Origin of the sequence: Thermoactinomyces sp. DSM 45891 (genome assembly GCF_900119485.1) — a bacterium.
GTDB lineage: Bacteria > Bacillota > Bacilli > Thermoactinomycetales > Thermoactinomycetaceae > Baia.
In genome coordinates, this window is sequence record NZ_FPJZ01000002.1 from 148,491 (window position 1) to 172,976 (window position 24,486).

Annotated in this window: 21 protein-coding genes; 2 read left to right on the top strand and 19 right to left on the bottom strand. The window is 40.1% G+C overall.

Annotated features, from left to right (window positions below; genetic code table 11):
* Positions 1 to 73 precede the first annotated feature (73 nt).
* From BT147_RS03850 to BT147_RS03885, 8 genes are all read right to left on the bottom strand, one after another.
* Positions 74 to 787, bottom strand: coding sequence for a hypothetical protein (locus tag BT147_RS03850; RefSeq protein WP_072331133.1), 714 nt, complete (start codon positions 785 to 787; stop codon positions 74 to 76).
* 4 nt (positions 788 to 791) lie between these two features.
* Positions 792 to 1,247: a hypothetical protein gene (locus BT147_RS03855; protein WP_072331135.1), complete on the bottom strand. Its 456-nt coding sequence runs from the start codon at positions 1,245 to 1,247 to the stop codon at positions 792 to 794.
* A complete protein-coding gene (locus tag BT147_RS03860; protein ID WP_143187908.1) occupies positions 1,225 to 1,872 on the bottom strand; it encodes a hypothetical protein in 648 nt (215 codons plus the stop codon). Before BT147_RS03860 ends, BT147_RS03855 begins: the two co-directional genes overlap by 23 nt.
* A 122-nt stretch (positions 1,873 to 1,994) precedes the next feature.
* A complete protein-coding gene (locus BT147_RS03865) occupies positions 1,995 to 3,581 on the bottom strand; it encodes an esterase/lipase family protein (protein ID WP_072331139.1) in 1,587 nt (528 codons plus the stop codon).
* Positions 3,582 to 3,798: 217 nt separating this feature from the next.
* Positions 3,799 to 6,441: a YfhO family protein gene (locus BT147_RS03870; protein WP_072331141.1), complete on the bottom strand. Its 2,643-nt coding sequence runs from the start codon at positions 6,439 to 6,441 to the stop codon at positions 3,799 to 3,801.
* A gap of 15 nt (positions 6,442 to 6,456) precedes the next feature.
* The gene (locus tag BT147_RS03875; RefSeq protein WP_083426356.1) at positions 6,457 to 9,234 is read right to left on the bottom strand and encodes a YfhO family protein; all 2,778 of its coding nucleotides are present in this window, start codon (positions 9,232 to 9,234) and stop codon (positions 6,457 to 6,459) included.
* A 45-nt stretch (positions 9,235 to 9,279) separates the two neighbouring features.
* A complete protein-coding gene (locus tag BT147_RS03880) occupies positions 9,280 to 10,242 on the bottom strand; it encodes a glycosyltransferase family 2 protein (RefSeq protein ID WP_072331145.1) in 963 nt (320 codons plus the stop codon).
* Positions 10,236 to 10,628: a GtrA family protein gene (locus BT147_RS03885; protein ID WP_286119024.1), complete on the bottom strand. Its 393-nt coding sequence runs from the start codon at positions 10,626 to 10,628 to the stop codon at positions 10,236 to 10,238. The genes BT147_RS03880 and BT147_RS03885 overlap by 7 nt, the downstream gene beginning before the upstream one ends.
* A gap of 133 nt (positions 10,629 to 10,761) precedes the next feature.
* Here BT147_RS03885 and BT147_RS03890 point away from each other — a divergent pair, with 133 nt between their 5' ends.
* Positions 10,762 to 11,418, top strand: coding sequence for a site-2 protease family protein (locus tag BT147_RS03890; RefSeq protein WP_072331149.1), 657 nt, complete (start codon positions 10,762 to 10,764; stop codon positions 11,416 to 11,418).
* Between the two features lie 73 nt (positions 11,419 to 11,491).
* Here the strand turns inward: BT147_RS03890 and BT147_RS03895 are convergent, their stop codons facing one another.
* From BT147_RS03895 to BT147_RS03930, 8 genes are all read right to left on the bottom strand, one after another.
* Positions 11,492 to 12,037 (bottom strand): DUF420 domain-containing protein, encoded by a 546-nt coding sequence (locus BT147_RS03895; RefSeq protein WP_072331151.1) that lies wholly within the window; start codon positions 12,035 to 12,037, stop codon positions 11,492 to 11,494.
* Positions 12,038 to 12,119: 82 nt separating this feature from the next.
* Entirely contained in the window at positions 12,120 to 13,541 is a 1,422-nt protein-coding gene (locus tag BT147_RS03900; RefSeq protein ID WP_072331153.1) for an FMN-binding glutamate synthase family protein, read from the bottom strand.
* Positions 13,525 to 13,824 (bottom strand): hypothetical protein, encoded by a 300-nt coding sequence (locus BT147_RS03905; protein ID WP_072331155.1) that lies wholly within the window; start codon positions 13,822 to 13,824, stop codon positions 13,525 to 13,527. Before BT147_RS03905 ends, BT147_RS03900 begins: the two co-directional genes overlap by 17 nt.
* Before the next feature lie 97 nt (positions 13,825 to 13,921).
* Entirely contained in the window at positions 13,922 to 14,914 is a 993-nt protein-coding gene (gene sph, locus BT147_RS03910; protein WP_072331158.1) for a sphingomyelin phosphodiesterase, read from the bottom strand.
* A 122-nt stretch (positions 14,915 to 15,036) separates the two neighbouring features.
* Complete coding sequence (locus BT147_RS03915) at positions 15,037 to 15,894, bottom strand: ABC transporter permease subunit (protein WP_072331163.1); 858 nt, start codon at positions 15,892 to 15,894, stop codon at positions 15,037 to 15,039.
* Positions 15,878 to 16,828 carry an ABC transporter ATP-binding protein gene (locus BT147_RS03920; protein ID WP_072331165.1) on the bottom strand — a complete coding sequence of 317 codons (951 nt, stop codon included), beginning with the start codon at positions 16,826 to 16,828 and terminating at the stop codon, positions 15,878 to 15,880. Before BT147_RS03920 ends, BT147_RS03915 begins: the two co-directional genes overlap by 17 nt.
* Positions 16,829 to 16,904: 76 nt before the next feature.
* Complete coding sequence (locus tag BT147_RS03925) at positions 16,905 to 18,071, bottom strand: anti-sigma factor family protein (RefSeq protein ID WP_072331166.1); 1,167 nt, start codon at positions 18,069 to 18,071, stop codon at positions 16,905 to 16,907.
* A complete protein-coding gene (locus BT147_RS03930) occupies positions 18,071 to 18,601 on the bottom strand; it encodes an RNA polymerase sigma factor SigX (protein ID WP_072331168.1) in 531 nt (176 codons plus the stop codon). The genes BT147_RS03925 and BT147_RS03930 overlap by 1 nt, the downstream gene beginning before the upstream one ends.
* A gap of 185 nt (positions 18,602 to 18,786) precedes the next feature.
* Here BT147_RS03930 and BT147_RS03935 point away from each other — a divergent pair, with 185 nt between their 5' ends.
* A complete protein-coding gene (locus BT147_RS03935; RefSeq protein ID WP_072331524.1) occupies positions 18,787 to 19,962 on the top strand; it encodes a hypothetical protein in 1,176 nt (391 codons plus the stop codon).
* A gap of 80 nt (positions 19,963 to 20,042) precedes the next feature.
* Here BT147_RS03935 and ltrA read toward each other — a convergent pair whose 3' ends face one another.
* From ltrA to BT147_RS03950, 3 genes are all read right to left on the bottom strand, one after another.
* Entirely contained in the window at positions 20,043 to 21,302 is a 1,260-nt protein-coding gene (ltrA, locus tag BT147_RS03940; protein WP_072331170.1) for a group II intron reverse transcriptase/maturase, read from the bottom strand.
* Between the two features lie 598 nt (positions 21,303 to 21,900).
* Complete coding sequence (locus tag BT147_RS03945; protein WP_072331172.1) at positions 21,901 to 23,067, bottom strand: C1 family peptidase; 1,167 nt, start codon at positions 23,065 to 23,067, stop codon at positions 21,901 to 21,903.
* A gap of 129 nt (positions 23,068 to 23,196) precedes the next feature.
* The gene (locus tag BT147_RS03950; RefSeq protein WP_072331174.1) at positions 23,197 to 24,393 is read right to left on the bottom strand and encodes a C1 family peptidase; all 1,197 of its coding nucleotides are present in this window, start codon (positions 24,391 to 24,393) and stop codon (positions 23,197 to 23,199) included.
* Positions 24,394 to 24,486 lie beyond the last annotated feature (93 nt).

Consider the following 24,486-nt stretch of genomic DNA (forward strand, 5'->3'; position numbering starts at 1 on the left):
ATATGCAATAAATAGGGAACCGTGAGCCAATCACATAGAAAAAAGCGATCCTCTTCAACAACAAAGGGCTCGCTTACTCTTTTGTACAAATATGTTGGTATAAAACCCTGCGGGAGTAAAACCGAATAAACGGAAAACCCCAATTCTCATGTACGTTTTCTTTTAATAGCTGACAATTTTCATTATAAAAAGCAAACCCCACCACTGGCTCTACGTAACATTCGCGAAGGTATTTATGCAAGTTAATCATATAATGCATTTTTTTTAGTCTATTTTGCTTCATTTGATTCCACACACTCGTTGCCGAGAGAAACGACTCGATATTTGCTTTACATTCCACCATCTCCATCGGCATATGATCCTGTTCATGAAAGACTACATCCATCCTGCACTCATATCCTCCAATCATCTCTCCATCGTCATAAATCAGTGGCTCACGATACATCTCTTTGTAGGAAATGGTTGGATGTATAGGTCCATATTCTTCAATAATCGCTTCTAAAAATGCAGACCGGATCTGTTGAAAATCAGGCTTCCTATAGATTGCCTTTACTACCTTCAGCAGCCTTTTACGAGTCTTTTGTCGAATACGGAAACCAGGCTGCTTAATCATTAGCTCTATCTCTTCATCAAATCCTTCTTTATATGCTTCCTTGTCTGTTTTATATCGATCAAAAATACGCGCCACTGTCCGAAATACATCAGGCTCTTGTTTCACCAAGCGAACTAATTCATGTACAGTCGTAAGCTCTGAGGGCTCTTTTGTCTGGTGGAAGGAAAGTGGCATAAGCTTATCCCCCATATACAACTTTTTGATAAGGTGGCAAAAGCAAAGGACGATACCCCATTCGTACTGTCATATTACTTAGTAACTCCCTCGCGTACGCCCATGCATCTGGCGCCACAATTTGAGAGCCTATCTCCAGAAGTTCAGCCTCTGGAATCGTCTCAGCAAGTTCTTTATAGTAAACGATGTCAATCTCCAGCTCAATGGTAAAAGTTCGATCTTCTTCTAATATCTCAGCTGGATCCTCTTTCTTCTCTCCCTCATAGGTTAAAACAGAGAGAGAAAATAAAAACGAAATATCGATTCCTGTCTGCCGTAGCAATTTCGTCGAGTAATTAAGTAAAATGTGCTTTTCAATATCCAGTTCATATTCTTTCCATTTCTTACAATGTAACGTCCGAACACTGACTTGTTCCAAATCCCAACGTTCCAACCAATCAAATTGATTCGTCTGGCTCATCCTCGTGCTCCTCCTTTTGTCGTTTCTCGTAATTTGGCAGGGAAAGTGCCATTTGAGCAACCGTGATCGGTTCAGGCCGATACGCATTACGAATCTCATCCTGAAACCGATCGATTTGCAAATCTTCTTCTAGATCAAAGGGAAGTTCACGCAAATGGTTTAACACAATCTCAAGGTCATTTAGGTCGGATTGAGGATGAATTCTACAAAAGGTGCGCTCTGTAATCCGTAGATGGTAAAAAGCAATTTCGACTAGTAACTGCATATCATCTGCTGACTTAGTCTGCCAGCGAGACGGATGAAGGAAAGAGTTTAATTGTTGATACCCCTCTTGCTGTAACCAACTTTTTGTTAGGGTGAGATGTTCCTGAATCAGATTCATTCCCTCTTGATGTTCATTTGGACCTACTAACCATTCTAATTGTCTGATTGCAAATGGAATGGATAGAAATAATGTTTGAAGATATGCCACATACTTAATGGTGCTAGGAAGTTGTATCACAGTTTGGTTCGTAAGATTCGTACAGGAATCATAGAGAAGAGAGTTTCGACTCCTCATAAGACCTCTTTGCATCTGATAGACTCCTTTTTGTACATCCAAACAGACCACTTCCTTTCTATTCACCGTAGTATATTCATCCTTTATATATCTGAATATACTGATGCCTAGTGAAGAAAAGTTTTATGGGACGGAACAATCGAAAAAAGAGCAACCCCTAAAGGGCTACTCTCTATCAATGAGAATTTCTATTTATCAATATACACGGACCGGACTAAGGTACGTGTATATTCATGTCCGTTATGACTGCCCTTCAGATCAATAGTGACGTTGTAAGTACCCGTTTTATCCACCTTGGGTAACCATCCTTCTAGAGAACCGTTGGCTAGCTTACGCGTTTGCTTCGTTTCAGAGATTAGATTTCCTTTTTCGTCTACTACTCGGATCAGCATCTCCACTTCTTTGTTTGAATCATCATTTTCTTGTTTCATGAAAAAATTCGCTTTGTCTTGTTGGACTTTTCCTGGCATCGCTAAGGAAAAAGGCGTCTTTTCATCAAATGTTCCAATAAATAAATACGCATCTTCTTGCTTTGCATTTTTAAAATGAACCTTCCATTTACCCACTTCCATCCCTTTGAGTTGGAACATTTGTACATGCGCCCCTCGGAAGGCATCTTGATCTCTGCTAGTGATCACTTTGCTATTCTCCTTAGAGAAGACTTTCCCTGATGGTGAGATAAGCTTGACTTCCGTCTTATTGGTTGCAGTTAACACCGATAAAGTAGCATTGGTCAATCGATCGACATCAAAGCTTTTCTCACTTACACTATTTTGCGTAAGCGGACCACCCACGATTACTTGATTGTTAGCGCTTTCAATTTTTTCAATTTCGTTATTATTAGGAATGTTTTTAGCAGGCTTGGTAGCGGAGAAGGTAGATGTACGTAGGTACGGCTCAATCCGCGGAAACACACGTGAGCCTATTCGTATATTATCATGATCTAAACTTCCATCGGTAAACAGATGCACTCCATATCTTAATTTAGTGCTCCACTCATTTACAAGACCGTCATTCGAGCCATGTGAGGATAGATATAAGCCACCCGTTGCCAAAGCTGAAAATGCTGGACCCCAGCTCGTACCTGCAACAGAATAGTATTTGTTTTTGGATACGTTTGAGTGGGAGTCGGTAGCGGAACGGAAATTTGCCATTTGACCCGTTTGTAATGAGAATGTTCCATCATCCTTCTGCCCTAATAGAGATGCTAACCAACCTGCCCACCAACTATACGAAAGATCTGCTAGATGTGATCCATAATGCGGGGAACCGAGGTTCACTACCTTACCGACATATTGGTGAGCGCCATAGTGGACGAGTGCAGCTTGTGTATCTGGACCTCCTTTACTGTGAGCAATGATATTGACTTTCTTCCCAAAACGGCTATAGATTTGACTTAGCATAGAAGCGAGTAATCGTCCATTGTCATACTGAGATTTAGACCCTTGTCTGGCTGAATCATATAGTTGAACAAATACAGTTTGGTATCCTTTTTTGAAAGCGCTTTCATACATGTCATTGGCACCATGGTATACGGTATCAGTATACCAATCATTCGCCGCACCATTCTTCCCTTGTACAAACACAATCGGTGGTTTATTCGGATCATAATTAGGTGGCTGAGCACCTAAAAACCAAGTACCCGGGGTAAATGACTCACTCGGTGGGAAGAGCTTCCCTGCATGCACCTCAGTCGGGAAAGCACCCATCGGCACAAACGAAAATAAAGCAACTACCACTACCAACATCACAGCTGTCAAACGACGAAATCTCATCAAACAAACAGCTCCTCTCGTAGGTATCTATTATCAAATACATTTTTTCACTCTATAATATTCGGTATATCTGCAAAAAAACCTTTTAGACAAAGAGTAAAAAAAGAAATTTTTTTAATGTTCGTATAATGAAAGATGCGCATAAAAAACGAAGCTTCAATGTTGGATACACCAACTAACATTGAAGCTTCGTTCTCACGTTCTTCTAGAAGTTCTCTTAATGATGGACCTTATATCGACTGCGTTTCTTCCGTTCCCACCAAAAGTAACCGATTAAACTCAATAATGTTATAAGGGAGATAGCCGTTCCCATTACAAGATTAGGCGTAAAGTACGATAATTCGACTTTATGCTCCCCTTTTGTAAGCGGAATCCCGATAAAAGTAGAGTTAACTTTCATCGTCTCCACTTCTTTTCCATCAATCTTTGCCTTCCAGCCTTTGCTATATGGAATGGATAAGTACAAGATTCCATCCTTGGCTGCATTGATATCACCTTTTACATGATTCGAGTCAAAAGAGACATTTTGTAAGGACTGCTCTCTTCTTTGCTTGATAAGGTCTGGATATGGTTTAAATGAATTAAATTGAAATGATACTCGATTTAATTCATAAGTACCTGGACTAAGCCCTATCTCAATTTGACCCTTTTTTTGCTCGTAGCCTATATTAAAGACAATTTGTTTCCTAGGATAGTTGTACATATTGTCTTTTCCAAAATCCTGGAATTCCTTACCATTTGCCCAAATCCTAAAGTACTGACCATCTGGACGCTTGATCTCTACTGACATCAAGGTTTCCCCTAATTTCTTCGCAAATGGATTTGATATTGTTAACAATGCAATGTCTTCTACAGTAAGAACATTGCCCTTTAGAGTAGCCCCTTCCAGCTTTATGTCTTGATTGGTTATAGTCTTTTCCTCTACATTCAACTGGCTGGTTTGAAAGGCTGGAACATTCACCTTAGAACGGTCATCTACAACTGCCGCGAGTAAGAGTAACTGATCCCTCTCTGCATAGTTTAGTTGATCAAATGTTTTTTTATCCACCACTGAATCATATAAAAACCCAATTGGAAGGGCAAAATCATTACGATAAATTTTAAACTTCCCTGTCTCTTTCACAAACGTGTAACCATATGGAACCCAATCTTTACCCTTTGGGATTACATAATACTTATTTCCAAGAGCAGTTTCCATATATAAACGATTATCAAGATTCATAAACAAGCTAGGTGTATTGAAATGTCGGGTATTATATTCGGTTTTAAAAAATTTATTTACGGTTCCAGAAAGCAAGCTGTTGTACGTGCTAAACCCTCGATATCTATATACCAGTGGGGCGTTATATTCAGGAATGCCTTCCCACATGGTACGGAAAAAAGTAGGATCTTCTGTCTCAATTTGTCTGAACATGTCTACATCTTCCGGCTGATTATAGCTTTCTAAGTATTCCTGTTGTTTCTTTTTTAGCTCATAGGGTTTTCTATGGAACTCAAAGAACATCCAGTTAGTAAATAGGATATTGAGGGTGAGCAAGCTAACTAACGAAATTGCGATCACCTTACGAGATAGCTTATTGACTAGAAAGAAGCAACCTATAGAGAGAAGCCCCAGCACACCGATAACAAACTCTCGCTTACTGTACGGCAAGTCTGTTACTATATACGGCTTACATATTACCATCACGATCAAAAACAAGGCTATCCCTACAAAATACAGCTTTACTTTTCGACATGGCTTCTCTAGTAGGTGGTCCAAAATAAACGAAATGGTTTGCGCCACCACAAATAAAAATAAGTATAACCATCGATACTTAATACCAGCCATACCATTAAAGAAAGTATAGGTAAATGGTACCAATAATAGGACAAAAAAGAACGTTGTAAAGATCATGCGTTTACGCATTTGCCTTTCTTTGATCAAAAATCCATAAAAAATTAGCACCATTACAATGATCGGTAATACAATCGTAAGATCAGTTTTCCTTGAATATAAGAAAAGTTGATATAACAGTGTTTTATAAAATGACCACTCAAAGAAAGGTGGTATAGGGATATCATTGGAATAAAAGCGATCCAATTGTAAGTAAGCACCGATAACGGTCCAAAAAGAAAACGCACTTAATAATACCCCAACGATATACCAGACCGTTATTTGAAGGTAATACTTGATAAAATCTACAAACCGATATGTCTCCCTACTTAAGAAGTACTTAAGTGCTGCATATAGATATAGAAACACTGTACTTCCAAAAGCCAAATAGAAGTTTGAACAAACGATCAGGAAAACAAGACCTACAAACATTCCCTTCTTCTGCTGATCAATCATTCTTTCGAAACCTAGTATGAGAAGGGGAAGCCAAATCAAGCCATCCATCATAAAGTCAAAGCGGAGTGAATTATCCATAATATAGATAGATCCGCAATAAATCAGACTACCTACTACGGAACTTAGTTTTGTTCTTTTATTGTAGCGCAATAAATGATACATAAAGATCATCGCAAGAGTTACCTTAAACACACTAATAAACATCCGTATATTAAATGCATCTTGTATAGTAGCTATATCTAGAGGGATCGTAAGCCAGAAAAAGGGCGAGGTGGAGAAGTAGTAGATAAACTCACTGAACACATCTCCACCCAATCCATTGTTCCAAGACCACATAAAATTCCCTTGCGAGTACTCTTGATTTAAAAAGGGATTGAAATGAGTAATTTGTTTCACGGAGTCGCAACAAGGGTCCTCATTAAAATACACATTATAATACAGAAAATAGCCATGTAGTCCGATAGCAACTAAGAGAAAAAAGAGATAAACACCACATGTTCCCAACCACTTCTTCGGATTCCGTTCCATCATAGCACACTTCCTAATTTAAGATACCTCTTTTGGAGGATGGAGCTGCGTATTACGTTTCTTACGACGCTCCCATGCGAAATAGCCAATCAAGCTTAGTAATGTTGCGAAGGAAATTCCTGCGCCGACAAGCAGATTAGGAGTAAAGTACGATAATTCAACTTTATGGTTTCCTTTTGTAATCGGAACACCCACAAAAGTGGAATTTACTTTCACCGCTTCTACTTCTCTGCCATCGACTTTGGCCTTCCAACCTTTATTGTACGGGATCGACAAATACAAAATCCCATCTTTAGCCACTTCTATCTCACCTTTTACTCGATTAGATTCAAAGGAAACATTTTGCAAGGAGTGTTCTTTTTTCTGCTTTACAAGTTCTTGGAATATTTCTAGCGAATTAAATTGAATGGACAACTGTTCTAATTTGTAACTACCCGCATCCGCAATCTTAACGAGGATAAGATCATTAGATTGGTTATAACCCATATTAAAGACAACATTTTTTCTTGGATAGTTATAGATGTTGTCTCGTCCATAATTTTGGAATTTTTTCTCGCCCGCTTGAAGGGTAAAGCGTTCGCCATCCTTCCGCTTAATCTCAATCTGTACCAGTGTTTCGCCCAATTTCTTCGCAAATGGATTGGGAATGATAAGTTCTGCATCCTTATCTGCCTCTAGAGAATCCCCTGTTAGAGTAGCATTTTTGAGCTTTATGTCTTGCTTGTCTATGACCTTTTCCATTACTTTCAACTGATTCGTTTGAAAGTCTGGAATCTTGATCTTAGAACGATCCTCCGTATCCACAACCGCTGCATGCAAAAGTAGTTGATCCTTTTGGGCATAGTTTAATTGGTTAAATGTTTCTTTATCCACAGCCGAATCATATAAAAAGCCGATCGGAAGAGCATTTTCATTTCGATAAATCTTAAATTTCTTTGTCTCTTTCATAAGAGTATAGCCATACGGTTTCCAAGATAAATCCCGGAGATAGATATAGACATAATCCTCCCAAGACCGATCCTTTGGAATGACATAGTATTTATTCGCTAACACCGTCTCTAGATATAAACGATTATCTAGATTCATATACATACTAGGTGCATTGTAATGAAGGGTGTTATACTCATTTTTGAAAAATTTGTTTAAGGTTCCAGAAACCAAACTGTTGTATGTGCTGAATCCTCGATATCCATATACCATCGGAGCGTTAAATTCAGGAATTCCCTCCCACATGGTACGGAAGAAAGTAGGATCTTCTTTCTCAAGTTCTCTGAACATCGCCACGTCTTCTGGTTGTTCATAGATCTCCAGAAATTTGTGTTGTTTCGCTTTCACAGTGCTTGGATTACCTGGAAGCATACGGAACATTGTCCAGTTTGTAAATACGATATTGAGTGTCAGGAGTCCAACTAAGGAAACCGCAATCACCTTACGGGGAAGCTTATGTATCAAAAAGAAACAACCTACTGTGAAAAGCCCCAGTATACCAATAATTATTTCTTGCTTAGTAAACGCAATACCTGTTGCCCTTGGCTTCAACAAAACCATTGCAACTAACAGAATCGATACTACTATAAAATACTGCTTCATTTTCCGATGCGGTTTCTCTAGCATAAGGTGCTCCAAGATGTACGGAATGATCAGAGCCAGCACAAAGATAAGTAAGTATGTCCACCGGTACTGTACACTAGAAAATCCGTTAAAAAAGGAATATGTAACCGGGAACATAGTAAGTACACATATGAAAGTTACAAAAATCATGCGTTTACGCATTTGCTTTTCTTTGATGAAAAAACCATACAGAGTCAGTATAAAGATAATAATAGGTAACACAGTGACAAAGTCAACCCTTTTGGGAAGTAAAAAGAGATTGAAGAAAAACTCTTTATAAAACGATTTCTCAAAAAACAGAGGAATCGTTTTGTCGTAATAAAAACGGTCCACATTTAAATAAGTTCCAATAACTGGAAGTAAGGAGAATAAGCTCAGCAATACTCCTACGATATACCATAACGTAATTCGCAGATAATACTTGATAAAATCGGCAAACTGGAACTTATCGCGAATGAGGAAATACTTAAGCCCTGCATATAAGTAGAGAAACACCGTGCTAATAAAAGCGAGGTAGAAGTTGGAGCAGACGATCAGGAAAACCATCGCAACAAATAATCCCTTCTTCTTATGGTCAACCATCCTTTCAAAACCGAGGATAAGAAGAGGGAGCCATACCATACCATCCGACATAAAATCATAACGGAGTGAATTAAAAGCAAGATAAATTGATCCACCATAAATTAAGCTACCTACAATCGAGCCAAGTTGTGTTCTCTTGAGATAGCGAAGGTAATGATACATAAAAATCATCGCCAGAGCGACCTTAAACACACTTATAAAAATCCTGATCGGATAAAAATCATGAACGCCAGCTATATCTAGGGGCATCGTAAGCCAAAAAAATGGTGAGGTGGAGAAGTAGTAAAGAAATTCACTAAATATATCTCCACCCAATCCATATTTCCAAGACCACATAAAATTCCCTTGCGAGTATTCTTGATTTAAAAATGGGTAGAAATGAGAAACCTGCATAACCGAATCGGAGGCGGTCTCGTTAAAATACAACCGATAGTACAAAAAGAATGCATGCATACCTATAGAAACCTGCATAACCGAATCGGAGGCGGTCTCGTTAAAATACAACCGATAGTACAAAAAGAATGCATGCATACCTATAGAAACAACGAGAAGCAGGGAATAAACTCCGAATATTCCCTGCCATTTCCTCAAATTCAATTTCATGTCGTAATACCCTACCTTTTTTCATAAAGATCTTCGATAACTTTTTTACGAAAGTACTTTTTGAATTTTTTTTGTTGACTGGCTCACTTGTGTATAGTTATCATCTGCTACAATATAATGAGGTCTTTTCTTTGTTTCATAGTAAATGCGGCCAATATACTCTCCGATAACACCTAAAGCAATTAATTGAATTCCACCTAAGAGTAGAATGGCTGAAATTAGTGTAAAATATCCGGGTACGTCAACGCCGTATAGTAATGTTTTAACCAGCATCCATAAGACATAGAAAACATCAGCAATCATTACTGCAACCCCAGAATAAATAGCAAGTCGAAGTGGTTTATTATTAAATGAAATGATACCGTCTATTCCATAGTTAAGAAGGCTAAAGAAGGACCATTTGCTGTCTCCAGCGTGTCGACTTACATTTTCGTACTCAATAATTTCTTGTTTATAACCAATCCAAGAAAATAATCCCTTTGAAAAACGGTTATACTCACTTAATGATAATAAGGAATCAACTGCTTTACGGCTTAGTAGTCGGAAATCCCCAACACCATCTTCTAATTGAACATCAACAAATCGGTTAATTAGTTTATAGTATAAGCTAGAAACCCAAGACCTGGACTTTGACTCCCCTGCACGGTTTCGCTTCGCAATCACTTGATCCGAGCCGTTTTGGAAAGCTTCAACCATTCGCGGAATCATACTTGGTGGATGTTGTAAATCCGTATCCATAATAATAACAGCATCACCTTTAGAGTAGCTTAAGCCAGCCAGCATGGCGCTCTCTTTACCAAAGTTTCGGCTAAATGAGATGTACTGCACTCGTCGATCTTTCTCCCCAAGCTCGTTTAAGATGGAGAGAGTTTGATCACGACTACCATCATTGACAAAAACGATCTCGTAGCTATACTGATTTTCCTTCATCACTTTGGTAACAGTTTGATAAAAGTCATACAAAACGTCCTGTTCATTATAGCAAGGCGCAATAATTGAAATCATAATCTTCCCCCCTTATCTGGTTCAGTCACCAAAATTTTCTTTGAGATAATAAATGTAAACGGAATCGCAATTAACGAAGCTGCAAATGGAGAGATGGTTTTATTCCAGCCCAACAGATCCCCCAGTACATATACTCCGACTGCCGTAACGACAAAATTAACGACATTTGTCATCGGAAATTGTATAAATTTCTTCCATGTTGGCTTAACTCGATACGTGTAAAATGAGTTCATAAAAAAAGAACCAACCATACTAATTAAGAACGCAAGTACGAAGGAAGTATAATAACCCCACGAAAAAAAGCGATACATAATCAGATAAAGTAAGTTAAAATGAACTGTGTTGACGACACCTACTATGATAAATCGAATAACTTGTCGCTTGTCCAAAATCAAAGTCCCCTAATAAAGAATAAAAAAGATAGCACTTGCATTATAACACATGGTTCTACACATAGTTTCTATAAAAAGTTAACATTCATCCACAATATTTACCACACCTTAATACTTGGAGGCGTTACTATTGGATTTTACATCCCTTTCTCTTGCTTATCCATGGGAACAATTGCCTTACGCACTATTCGCCATTATCTTAGCATTTACGATTCATGAGTTTTCCCATGCTTATGTCGCCTATAAATTCGGCGATCCTACTGCATATCAACAGGGCCGAGTTACGCTAAATCCTGTAGCTCATCTTGACTTATTTGGATTTATTTTGATTATATTAGCAGGAATTGGTTGGGCGAAGCCTGTGCCAGTAAACCGCCACTATTTCAAAAATCCTCGCATAGCTGGCGTTTTAGTAAGCCTAGCAGGGCCACTGAGCAATCTACTTCTTGCTTTTCTGTGTATCCCTCTCCTCCACATTGCCGTTCAGTCTGGATTGGGTTATCAGGGAATCGTTGAGCTGTTACTTATGATCATTCAAATCAACATCGTACTCTTTATTTTCAACTTAGTTCCACTACCACCACTTGATGGGTATCGAGTTATCGAAGATCTCGTATCCAATCGCACTCGGGCGAAGATGTCACAGTATGAACAATATGGAATCTTCATCTTTCTGCTCATTTTTCTCATTCCACCACTTAACAAACTATTGCTCGGCCCCTTGTTTCAATATTTCGTTCCGGCTGTCTTTCAGACACTTAATACGTTCTGGAACCTATTTTTATAAATCTGATCCACAAGAAAACGACTCTTTCTCTTCGCGAGATGGAGTCGTTTTGCTATATTAATCCTTTATCTGATTAATAATAAGGTGAGATCATCAGGTAAACTAATACACCAGTTAGGCTTACATATAGCCAGATTGGCATAGTATAACGGGCGATCTTACGGTGCTTCTCCCTTTGATCCGTCCAACCATACACAATGGTCCATAGGGCAATAAAAACGGTTGGCGCGGCTAACACGATATGGGTAATCAAGATAAAGAAGTAAATATACTTCATTATCCCTTCTCCACCATAAGAAGTAGATTCTGCATTTAAATGATAGACGACATAAGTAATCAGGAAAAATGTCGTAGAGGTAAACGCTGCCAGAATAAAATTACGGTGCATCGTAAAGTTTCTCTTCTTAATAAAATACAAGGCTGTTACTAAGAAGATAAATGTACAGCTATTAAAGATCGCATTCATCATCGGAAGAAATGTTAGATCTAAATGGTCTAGCCCATCATACTTCGGTAAAAAAAACAGTAGCGTGATCGCGGCGTTTAACACAATCGTAATACCAACGATCCATGGGGTATATTTGCGGTTATCATGATCGGAATGGGTCTTTTGACTCATGAAACAACCTCCTTAGCACATCTTATAATTCCAAGGCGATTATAACACATTGCTTGTTTCACAAGGTAAGTAAATTTCCCTATTAATGATGAATGGTTGATTCCTCATACCCTATATGATCCGGTGGTAAGAAAAACGGTTTCGTTTCATCAAAGAATTGACTTTGCGCTTCAGGAGCCACATATCCCAATTGAATCCCTGTTGCTTTTGCTAGAAATGGATCCATGACACACAAGTCTGCTTTGGTAATATCCGATAATGCTGTCTTACCCAGTGTTACCGCTACCTGTTCCATTTCCATCATAGACGCGTTTAAAAACCGAGTTAAACTCATCGCCGCTTGATCCACATCTAACTGGCTAGTTCTTTTTCCCGTGTAGACCACTAAGCTAGTCGGTGGCTCAAAGGGAACAGCTCGCACTACTTGCTCACCCACGAGTGCCATAATCGCAGCTGTACCAATATAGACACTATCTGCTCCTAACGCCATCGCCTTTAGCATTTGTCCTGGGGTGGCTAGCCCGCCTGTAGCAATGAGGCTTGTATCCCGAACAAGCCCCTTTTGAGTTAGAAATTGATTGGCTCTGGAAATGGCAAAAAGCGTGGGCAAACCAACATCATCTTGAAGTGTCGGCGATCCACCATGCGTTCCCCCTTCCGTGCCATCAAGGGTGATAAAATCAACTCCACTCTCCACCGCAATTTGTAACTCTTTCTCCAAATGGTGGGTTGCAGCTATCTTCAGTCCGACTGGAACACCTGTCTCGTCTTGAAGTCTTCTGACCAATTGGATAAAATCATCCTTTGTATGGACTCCTGGCAACCGAGAATGAATAATGGCCGCTTCTCCTTCCTGCAAACCATATACTTCTCGATAATCCTCTCCAATATTTTTACTTGTGGTTCGTTGATGACAAGATCCTTGTGCCCCTTGCCCTAATTGAATTTCGATTGCATCTAGCTGTTTATACTTATCGGGTGTATTCATCCATCCTCCCCGGTTATATTGGCCAATCAATAACTGCGCCTCTTCACGCTCTTCCTTCATCAATCCTGCTTCACCTGTATTCGTAGCTGTTCCCACAGCAGTTGCCGCCTTAGCCAAAGCAATTTTTGCACTTTTGCTCAATGCCCCACCAAACGACATCGCGGCAATCATAATCGGAATGGAAATCGTCATGGGTTTCTTCGCCCGTGGGCCAATCGTGACCGATGTACCAATTCCCGTGCTTTCCTGTGTTGGAAAGCGAAACAGATGAACCGGGTTAAACAACATTTTCTCCCATGGCGATAAATGAATCGGACTCCCTAGAGGACGGGAAATGGGAGTCCCTTGATGACCGCGCATCGCAATTTCCATCAAATTGATCATGCCTATTTTCCCAGCCGTTGGGATCATTTCAAATAGATTTTCTGTATATTGATCACGTATGGCAGTGGTAATCATCTTGTCTACCGATTTATCGATTGCCGAACGAATCATATTTTCAATGAGTTTGATCAACTTGCCCACTCTCCCAGCCCTGATCACCTTTGCCATCTTCATTTAACTGACCAAGCTTTCCAGCCATCGTAATACACATTTTTTGGATCGTTGCAAGCTGTCTAGCTGCATGTTGCTCTTCTACAGCCATGTCGGTGAGTCCCTTATCATCATAGTTCGTTAGCTGGTGATAATGATCACGCGCCCTCGTCGAAAGAGTTTCCGCAATTGCTTCAATGCGGTTAATTTCGTTATGTAGATAGATTAAAGTCTGTTGTAAATCTTGTGATTGTGATGTATCCAATTCACAAACCTCCTTTGATGTTACTATTCCTAAACGAACCCATTTCAATGCGAACAAAAAAAAACTACTCGAATGAGCAGTCTTCATCACTTTAAATTTACGGTTTGGAAAACCCTGCAACTGGATAATGATCAGAGTAATCTGTATAACTATATTTTTTAAACCAAGACGTTACGCTCCATTCAGGTGATTTCGTATATAAGGACTCCACATACCAATTTTTTGGCCTGGCATGATCTTTTTCAACAAAGACATAATCAAGGTATTGAGGAGCCAAATTGGGATAATTATATTTCGTAATCCCATTTGTCGTGGGATCCCATGTGGATGAAAATCCCGTATACAAAGTTGGTTCAGCTACATGTAAGTCGTTCAACATCGAAGGATACTCGGAAGATCCTTTAATCACATTTAGGTCTCCACCGATAAATAACACCTCTTCGGCAGGAATTTTCTTCTTCACGATAAACTGTCTCATTTCACTCATCTGCGTCTTACGAATGGATGCTGCTTCTCCAGTTGAACAACTCTCATCATCTGACTGCATGTGTGTTCCGATAACGTGATAAATCCGGTTGTCCTTTTTCATCTTCACATAAGCAAAACCCTTATTCGCATACCAATCAGTGCCACACCCTTTACTGTATACATGTTGGATTTTTTCTAAGATAGGATACTTGCTTACGATGGATACACCACCATCCTCAGGAGTAAAACGAGAATAACTCCCCTGAGTCGAATCCCATCCCTCTTCACCTCGTCCGAGTACAGGGGTTTGGTAAGGATATTGGGTTTTAACCTTTCCTAATAGCTTTGTAGAAGCTTCGTTATCATATAACTCATTGAAGATAATCAGATCGTTCCCCTTTATATAGGCTGCTTCCGAAATTAAATCAGCCCGCTTCACCTGTCCCCAGCTAGGATAAAGAGACTGCGGCAACATATATACATTGTGAACCAGAATCTTTACATCATTGGGATATGAATCATTTGCAGCAGACACAGAGACCGGCATAAAGGAAGACAGAGGCATCAAGCCACAAACAACGATCATAAATATCTGTAAAAACACACGCATAACCCTGTTCATAACATCCCTCCTTCCTATCTCTATTATACCTATTCATTTTTAATTTTCAGTAAATGTTATGCATCATTATTTTATAATTGAAAAAGCCCGTGAATCCTTGTAGACTCACAGGCTAACCTTTTTTAGAGATCTCTTTTTTGGAATGAACGAATCCCAAACCATAGTGCCAATACGCCATATAAACCAATATAAATCAACATCCACTTACTAGGGGCCGATGCACTCCCAAATATCCCTTGTGCTGCCATTGAAATAGGATCGTCAGCAGATTCAAACAAACTAATGGTCATCGTTCGGAATATGGTATCGACCGGAAAGAGTAAACTCGTCACAATTCCAAAATTGAGCATTTGCTTAATCTCAGCAATGCCACCAAGTTGTTCAATAAATCCACCTAACATACTCGTTACATATAACATAATCAGCACAATCCCACTATTTAGCGTAGTCCAGCGGGTACTAAAAAAGAGTGCAACTGCTACAATGATGATAGATTGCAGTATAAACAAGCTTCCTGCTTGGAAAATTTGAGACGCTGATACAACTACCTTTAATTGATTTCCGAGAAATTGGTTTACTGCCGTAATCCCCAAAAATAAAAATATGGAGTAAGAGGCCATCAAGAGACTTAGTCCAACAAATCGTCCCATCACAAACGAAGCTCTCGATATAGGCCTTGCCATCATCGGATCAATTTGCCGGCTTTCAATCTCCTTGGATATACTTCCTACACTACTGAAGATCGCCAGCAGAGATGTAATGAAAGCAGCAAAGTATAACCCCATCCCGTAGAATTGTGTGGACATAAATCCTTGTGCCAAAGCACCCATAGGCCCCCTATTCATGGAAGATACTTGCTGCTGCGCATAGTAAGTTCCGATTCCATAAAAGATAAGGAGTGCTAGCGACATCAGGAAAATAACCAGAAAAACACGCTTATAGATGATTTCTTTAATCGTCAACCTAGCGATTGGCCACATGTTCCGCTTCCTCCTGACGATTGATCCAGTACATAAAAATATCCTCTAGATTTTGTTTTTTTTGCACCACTTGGTATAGCTTCCCTTTCTGTACTGTTAGAGCAGAGATCAATGCAGGAATACTTTCTTCATCTTTCAAAGTCAATCTCCAACTTTCCTTTTCCTTTTCAGCACGAACCTTCTCACTTTCTAACACTATCTCTGCCATAGCATCGAAAGAGAGATTTTCAATCCCCGACAAGGTAATCTCAATTTGTGTCTCGATCGCAGAAAGCTCTCTCCAATCCCCTTGAATAATGAGGCGCCCCTTATTAATAATGGCAACATGGTTACAGATCGTTTCCACTTCACTCAGCAAGTGACTATTTAAAAAAATGGTTTTCCCTTTCATCTGCAAGTCACGAATTAATTCCCGAACTTCCTTTCTCCCGATTGGATCAAGAGCAGAAGTAGGCTCATCTAAAAAGATTACTTCTGGGTCTGAAACCAGAGCACATGCAATCCCAATCCGCTGTTGCATTCCTTTGGAGTAACCACTAATTCGTTCATCCCCTCGATTATGTAAACCAACTAAGTCCAGTAACTCCTCAATCCTCGTTTTTTGCTGTTTATTATTCAGTTGACACATTTCGGAGTGAAACCGTAGCAACTGTCTGCCTGTCATCCAGTCTGGATAACGAAATAACTCGGGTAGATATCCTACCTTCTTCCTTGACTCAAGAGAAGAAATCGGATGACCCAAAATCGTACCCGTCCCGCTGGTTGATTTAATCAATCCTAATAAAGTTCGGACAAAAGTACTCTTCCCCGCTCCGTTTGGCCCTAAAAATCCGTAAACATTTCCTTTTGGGACTTGAATCGTGATATCCTGACATCCCTTATTTCCCACATATAACTTGGTTAATTGGTTTGACTCAATTACATAATCCCCCACACATTCTCCTCCTCTACTTGTCCATATAAATGGAAGCAGAGCCACCCCAACCCGAGGTCACTCTGCTCTATTTTGCTTACTTATCCAGTTTTTTTGCTAGCTCGATCAATCGATCTGCTCCGTTCTGATAAACAGACAGAGTATGGATCTTGCCATCTTTTTGCCAGAGTAAAACGGCAGCTCCATGCTCCTCCTTCATCATAACGCCTTTAGCTCCATTTACTTGGACTTCACTCACCTTCCCCATTCCCTCTACAACTGGAATCGGAAGTGTACTTTGCCAGTCCTGAATCGCCATCATCTGCCTTTTTAGATCGGTTGGAATAAATGGGAACGATAAGATCGAGTCTCTTAGCTTGGCAACGTCTACATCTTTATCTACTCTAAGCTGAGGAGTACTCGCTACCATATAATGAAAATCGTAAGTCGTATCACGTAGACTTAACATCGTTGTTTTAGGAACTTCTATACTAAACGTCTTCCCATTCAGTTTGTTTTCCAATCCCACCTTAGCGCCCAACTGCTTTAACACTTTGTTTACTTTCTCTGTATTCAACTGGAAATGAATCTTCATCGGATCGGTTACGTTAATGTTACTTACCGTATATCCTTCCGGCTTCTTTGGTAAAGCATCTTCTTTTTTCACTGCTTGCTCATACGTATCATACTCACGATGGCGATCTTTCTTTTGTTCGCCTTCTGTCCAAATCTTGCCCATTCCTTTTAAATCAAGCTTACCTAACTCTTTATTCTGAAGAAAAGCCTCCATATGTTGAAGATCTTTTTCTGTCAATTTGACGAGTTCAACTTTATCCACCCGAAAGGCAGATAGTAGTTCACTCGTAGCCGCTTGTACTTGTGGGATACTAAATCCCCCAATCACAACAGCTGCTGCCGCCACACCCGAAATCCAACGCTTCGTATTTTTTTTCATATTTTTCCATCTCCCTTTCATTCTTTTTTCTTGTATTTGAATTGGTTGTCTCATCTGTTTCTCCTGGATCTCAACCTGCTCACTTACATGGTCCCAAGCTCGATCCACATCTATATATAAAGCCTCATCCACACGAGGAAAGCTGTCTGTGATATGGATTCGGGCCCAGTCCTCTAAATCCTTCATTTCATTCATCCTCGCGAGGCATTCGGGACATTTTTCGATATGCAAAGCAATTTGCTTGCGTTCATCACGAGTTAGCTCTCCATCTAAGTAAGCTTGCATGAGCATCTCATCTTTACATATCATCAGTCATCCCCCCTTACTTGTTTGTACTTTTTGCGAAACCTCTCTTTAGCTCTAGATAGAAAAGTCCCCACTGATCCCTTATTTATGTTCACGGCTTCTGCCAGCTCGTCATAACTAAATCCGGAGTATTTCATAAGTAATAAGTCCCGCTCTCTCTCATCCATCTGGGCAAGGATATCTCTTACTGTAGCGATTTCGTCCCTCTGAAGCCATCTACTTTCAGTTGAGATTGTCGTTCCAGTAACGTAGAGGGACTCTTTTTCAATCCGTGCCAAATGCCGTTTCTCAGATCGTACATAGTTGTATGATGTATGAATCGCCATTTTAATCAACCAAGCCGGTATATGCTTAACACTTGATCGATCCATACGATAAAAACGGACAAAAACATCTTGAGCAATGTCCTCCGCAATGGACTGAGATGGTATAATTCGCATAATTTGCCGTACCACCATCGGATAGTGGTTTTTAAATAAAGACTCGAAGTCATCTGTTTCAGATAGATCTGGCATTGATATCAACTCTTCCATTTAAAACCTCCCCTCCGCTCGTCACATTATATAGACACCGGAAAGGGGTATTTTATGACAGATGAATTTATGAACAATTTGTGAAGAGGATATTATGTATGATATAGCTGTTTTAAACACTTCCTCATTCACAATAATAGGACTATCATGGAGTCATATTTATGTCTGCATACAAGGAGCGTACTATGAGCAAAAAACGTAAGATTACACTTGCTATACTAGCCATTTTCATCAGTATCTTTATAGGAAATATCGTTTTGAATAAGACCTATCGTACACATTTCAAATCGTTAGATTCTACAGATCAAAAGATGCTAACGGAATTATCAACAGTCTATCAGAGCTTCAAAACTTCTAGTGACCAACTCTGGGATAACAACTATCACTTTGAACAGAAGCCACTCATCCTCATTCGCACTCATAAGGATAGAGGCATACTCCGTGAAGAAGCATACGCACTAAATATAGAAAGCATTGGAGATAGCGTCTTTGCAAAGGAAATAGAGGTACCCACATCACTAAGTCTTCCCAAGGTATTTCGTTTAAGCCGTCTCGATCCAAAAATGATACCTACCTGGTTTCCTTCCAATTTTGGGACAATCGATATAGGGGGAAAGGAAGTATACTACTTCAAGTATCATCCGAAGATGATGGAGAATCCAGATCTATATTTTGATTTCCCTTCCTTTTTGTTACACGAAGGTTTTCACATTTATAAACAGCATGACTGGACCTACGATCTCAATGACCAAGAACATATCGAAAACTATCCATATAACAAAGAAAATTTCGCTTTGATGGGTCTTGAGTTCACATTATTAGATCGAGCGATGGCTACGAATGATCCCGAAGCGATCAAGAAAGCATTACATGATTGGACAATCGTACGAAAGTATCGTAATCAACAATGGCCACAGTTGAAAGGAGAAATGTATACCGAAGCGATCGAAGGCTCAGCTCGCTATTTGGAGTATCGTTACAGCCGTCTGGTTGGCGGGAAGCTTACTGTACTCGCTACTAAGAAAGAACCCTATCATATCACTTTTATGGATGCCTTCAACCTGATTGCAAATGGACAAGCAGAGTCTCTTAACTACCTCAAGCGATCCATTCGTTATGAAACCGGATCTGCACTTGAATTGTTAATGGATCAAGCTCATATCAATTGGAAAGAAGAAATTGAGGACCATCCTAAAAAACGTGGAAAAACACAGTATGAAATTCTACACAGCACCTTCAAGTTAGATACTTTATCTGCCTCCGAGATACAAAAAGATCTGGAAAGGATAAAAAAGGATCGTGATTACACAGACTTGCTCAAGCAAGGAGAAAAAATGGCAGCCAAACGTACCGACAAATAACACTTAATCGAGTAGGAGGGGGTGATTAACCCCCGACCTCTCACACCACCTAGCATGCGGTTCCGCACTAGGCGGTTCACTTAAGTCTGACGAATCCAGTCATATCTTGCCTTTATACTCTTTAGTCCGAGACCTCGCCAATAGGCGAGATCAAGAGTCCTATGGAGGATCGGGCTACAAGCAATGCGCCAGTATTTCTTACGAGTATTGCCCCATTCATAGGCTTTTTCTTTAGGAATTCCTAAAGAAATAAGCCTTTTAATTTTTGTCTTGGGTTTCTTCCATTGCTTCCAAAGGCACATTCTTAGCCTTCTACGAAGCCATTCGTCCATTTGTTGAAATGAAGTTGGGGTATCTGCCAAGGAAAAATAGTTGACCCATCCCACCAAAAATACATTCAATTGTTCAATTCTTTGTTCTATAGTGAGTGGTTTCGAGCGAGAAGTGATTTCTTTGATTTTCTCTTTAGCTCTTTTAATACTCTCTTTAGCAACACGTATTTTGGGCTGAAAATTGGATGTAAAGCTGAATCCTAGAAACTTACGTTTCCAAGGGCGGTCTACTGCACTTTTCTCTTGGTTTACTTTGAGTCTTAGTTGTTGCTCAATGAATTGAGTGATAGATTGCTTCACTCTTTCACCCGCTTTGCGGGTTCTGACATAGACGTTACAGTCATCCGCATAACGAACGAATTTGTGACCACGATTCTCTAGTTCTTTATCTAATATATCTAGCATTACATTAGACAATAGCGGACTTAGAGGACCACCTTGTGGGACACCATGTTCATTGGCAACTTTCAATCCATTGATCATAACCCCAGACTGCAGATATTTACGAATCAGTTTCAATATTTGTTTGTCTGGTACTCTTTTTGCAAGCAATCCCATTAATTTATCATGGTTCACTTGATCAAAGAATTTCTCAAGATCTAGATCGACTACCCACCGATGTCCTTCTTCTATATAACCTTTTGCTTTTCTAACTGCGTCATGTCCTCGTTTTCCGGGACGGAATCCGTAACTACAATCTGAAAAGAATGGATCGAATAGGGGTATAAGGATTTGAGCGATTGCTTGTTGTACAAAGCGGTCAAACACAGTAGGTATACCTAATAACCGAATGCCCCCGTTCGGTTTCGGGATTTCGACTCGTCGGACAGGCATCGGAGTGTAGGTTCCATCTTCGATGGAAGAACGGATAGAAGTCCAATGTTCTCGGATGTGTTCTCGTAGGGATTCTACTGACATTCCATCCACCCCATGGCTACCTTTATTCTTTTCTACTTGTTTGAGTGCTTTCCAGAGATTTTCTCTTGAAAGTAGCCGTTTCATTAACATCGATATAACCTTCCTCGTGAACAATTCGTTCTATTTGTGCCGTTCCCTACTCCACCCTCCTAGAGTCCCCCATGGACTTCACCACTTTCCTCCTCTAGGCAAGCCTATTATAGGTTGTCTGTATCAACGTAAGAAATGAACGCATAGTGAATCGTTCTTCCTAAATGTTCAGCCCTTCCCTTTTCAAGCGTCCTCTACTCAGGTACTATGGCATCTGCTGACTTCTGCATGTTCAGCTAAACCTTTCGGTCTAGGTTACCATGTGAGCATGGCTTGCCATGCAGATCTCCCCGGGTAAGGACGCAGTCTTTCCCTCCATCCATCTGCCTCATTTACTCTCATCCGCCTTCGGTAGCAAGGACTTTGTCTTGTTCGGCAGACTCATCCAGCGAATGCTAGCCTTATATGAGATTCGTGTTCCTCAGACCGGAGGTTTGCCGCCGACTTCCTTCAGATTCCACCTCACGGTGGACACCCTTGTCTTAAGCTATGGCTACTGCTACCTTCACCATTCGGGACTTTCACCCTATAGACTGCGCCCATGCCGGGCGCACCACAAAAAGGGATTTCCCAATAATAGGAAATCCCTTTTTTCTCATTAACTTGCTTTATCGAGCTCCACTTTAATGGGTTCTACATTTTGTAGAGCCTCTTCTGTAACAGTAAAGCTACGTGTATCACCTCGGTAGTTTCTGGCCACTACATAATACTCATATGAAGTACCCGGTTCAAGACCGACATCCGTTACACTGCCACCTGTAAAGCTTTTGGTATATCTGCCATTGCGATACAGATCATAACTTACCGCTTGAAGTCCTGATGCAGATAGAGTAACAGTGGTATCTGTTTTAGCGGATACAGCAAACTTCACGCCTTGTGGTGGGTATTGATTATTGTTCACTGTTGCTACATATGCATAATCGTTGGTCATTTCTTTGAAGATATCATATTTCATATAAGCATAACCTTTATCTCCAAATTTATCACCCCAGCTATTTCGGATGATAAACCACTCATTCTCATCATCATATCCAGCTACTACCAAAGCATGTCCACCACGGGATTTTTTCTCTCCAACGGCTGGAATAATCCCCGTAGATGGGGTCGCATCAAAGTTCGGATATACTGGAATCCCGATCATAACAGGGTCGCCATTCGCAACCGCTTGCTTGATATTTGTAACCATATTGCTGTTTCTGTAGATATAACGGAACGTACTAATCTTATAAGGAACTGCATTTCTGCGTTGTAATGCTGTAAGTGGGGCTTTAAACTGATCCTTATTTTCACGGTCGGGATCGTATAGACGCTCTGTTTCAGGTGGAACTCCCTCTTTTATCAAAGTGTCAAAAGCACTGTAAAACGACATCCCATCTTCTGGACCATTTGGATAGTAAATATAAGAAGGCGACAAGTGCGTAATATCACTGCCCTTTGCAGTTGTATATCGTCCAATATAGTATTCACGTAATCCTGTCGTGGCAAAAGCTACACAAGTTCCAAATTTGGATTGACTACGAATAGGAGCAAAATACGGACGCAAATCAATCTTGGTAGGAAGCGCTTGTTGCGAAAATCTCTTCGGAGGCGTATACGTCTGCATCTCCTTTGGTGGTGGAGCATCCTTTAATCCTGTTCCATACGTAGAAAAATCATTTGGGTTAAACGGCTTTTGAGCCGGCTCTGCCCCAGCATTGCTTGTCCCAATCAGGGTACTTGTTAATGTAAATACCGAAGCCAAGACCCATAACAATGATTTTTTCATCCATCTCTCCCTTTCAATAAGAAAAATAATCTAACATTGTTATTATACTAATTTTTATGTATATTTTCAATATTATTTTTTTATATATAGGAAAAGAGATTTCCATATGATAGGAAATCTCTTCATCGTTTAGCTTGCTATATCTAGCTCTACAGCCACAGTTGGCTTCTCAACTGTCACACTACGCGTTCCACCCCGGCTGTTTTTCGCCACTATATGGTATTTGTACGTAGCATCAGCTTTCAGACCTTCATCCTGTACCTCACTACCAGTAAAGCTCTTTACATATTTACCATCACGGTATAAATCAAAGCTTGTTGCATTGATGGCTGATACATTCAATGTCATCGTTGTATCCGTTGATGCAGACACAGACAACTTCACGCCTTGTGGCGGATATTCGTTGTTTCGGATATTTGCTACATATCCATAATCATCGTTCATCTCTCTGAAAATATCATATCCCATATACGCATAACCTTTATCTCCAAACTTCTCTCCCCAGCTGTTTCGGATGATGAACCACTCATTCTCATCATCATAACCAACTACTACCAAGGCATGTCCACCGCGAGATTTCTTCTCTTCTACGGCCGGGATAATCCCGGTAGATGGAGTCTCATCAAAGTTTGGATATACCGGAATTCCAAACATAACCGGATCACCATTCGCTACTGCTCGTTTCACGTTATCAACCATATTACTGTTATCTCTGATAAAGCGGAACGAATCAATCTTATACGGAGCCGCATTTTCTCGTTGTAGAACTGTTTTAGGAGCCTTAAACTGATCGGTGTTACTACGATCAGGATCATACGGGCGCTCCGTCTCTGGAGGAACTCCCTCTCGTCTCAACGTTTCAAATGCAGAATAAAAGGATAATCCATCATCTGGACCGCTTGGATAGTAGATATAGGAAGGAGACAAGTGTGTAACATCTTTTCCCTTTGCCTCTGTATGTCTTCCAATATAATATTCACGCAAGCCAGTCGTTGCAAAAACCACACAAGTCCCAAATTTAGATTGACTGCGAATAGGCGCAAAATATGGACGAAGATCTATCTTTTGTGGAAGAATTTGATCTGGATTAATCCTTTGTTGATTCTTCCCCTGTTTCTTCAACTCATCCTTCGTTACAAATCGCTTCGCCGGAGTATACTCCTCTAACCCCTCGGGTCTAGGACCATCTTTCAAGCCTGTACCATATGTAGAAAAATCATTTGGATTAAATGGCTTCTGCTCCGGTTTCGCTTCAGCACTCGATCCAAACAAAGTGCTCGTTAGCGTTACCACCAGAGCCAACATCCATAATAAAGCCTTCTTCATTCATCTCTCCCTCTCTATGTTGAAAATGACTGGCATGTACATTGTATGAATTTTAATGTAAATTTTCAATGTTTTTTATGAACTAAAACAACT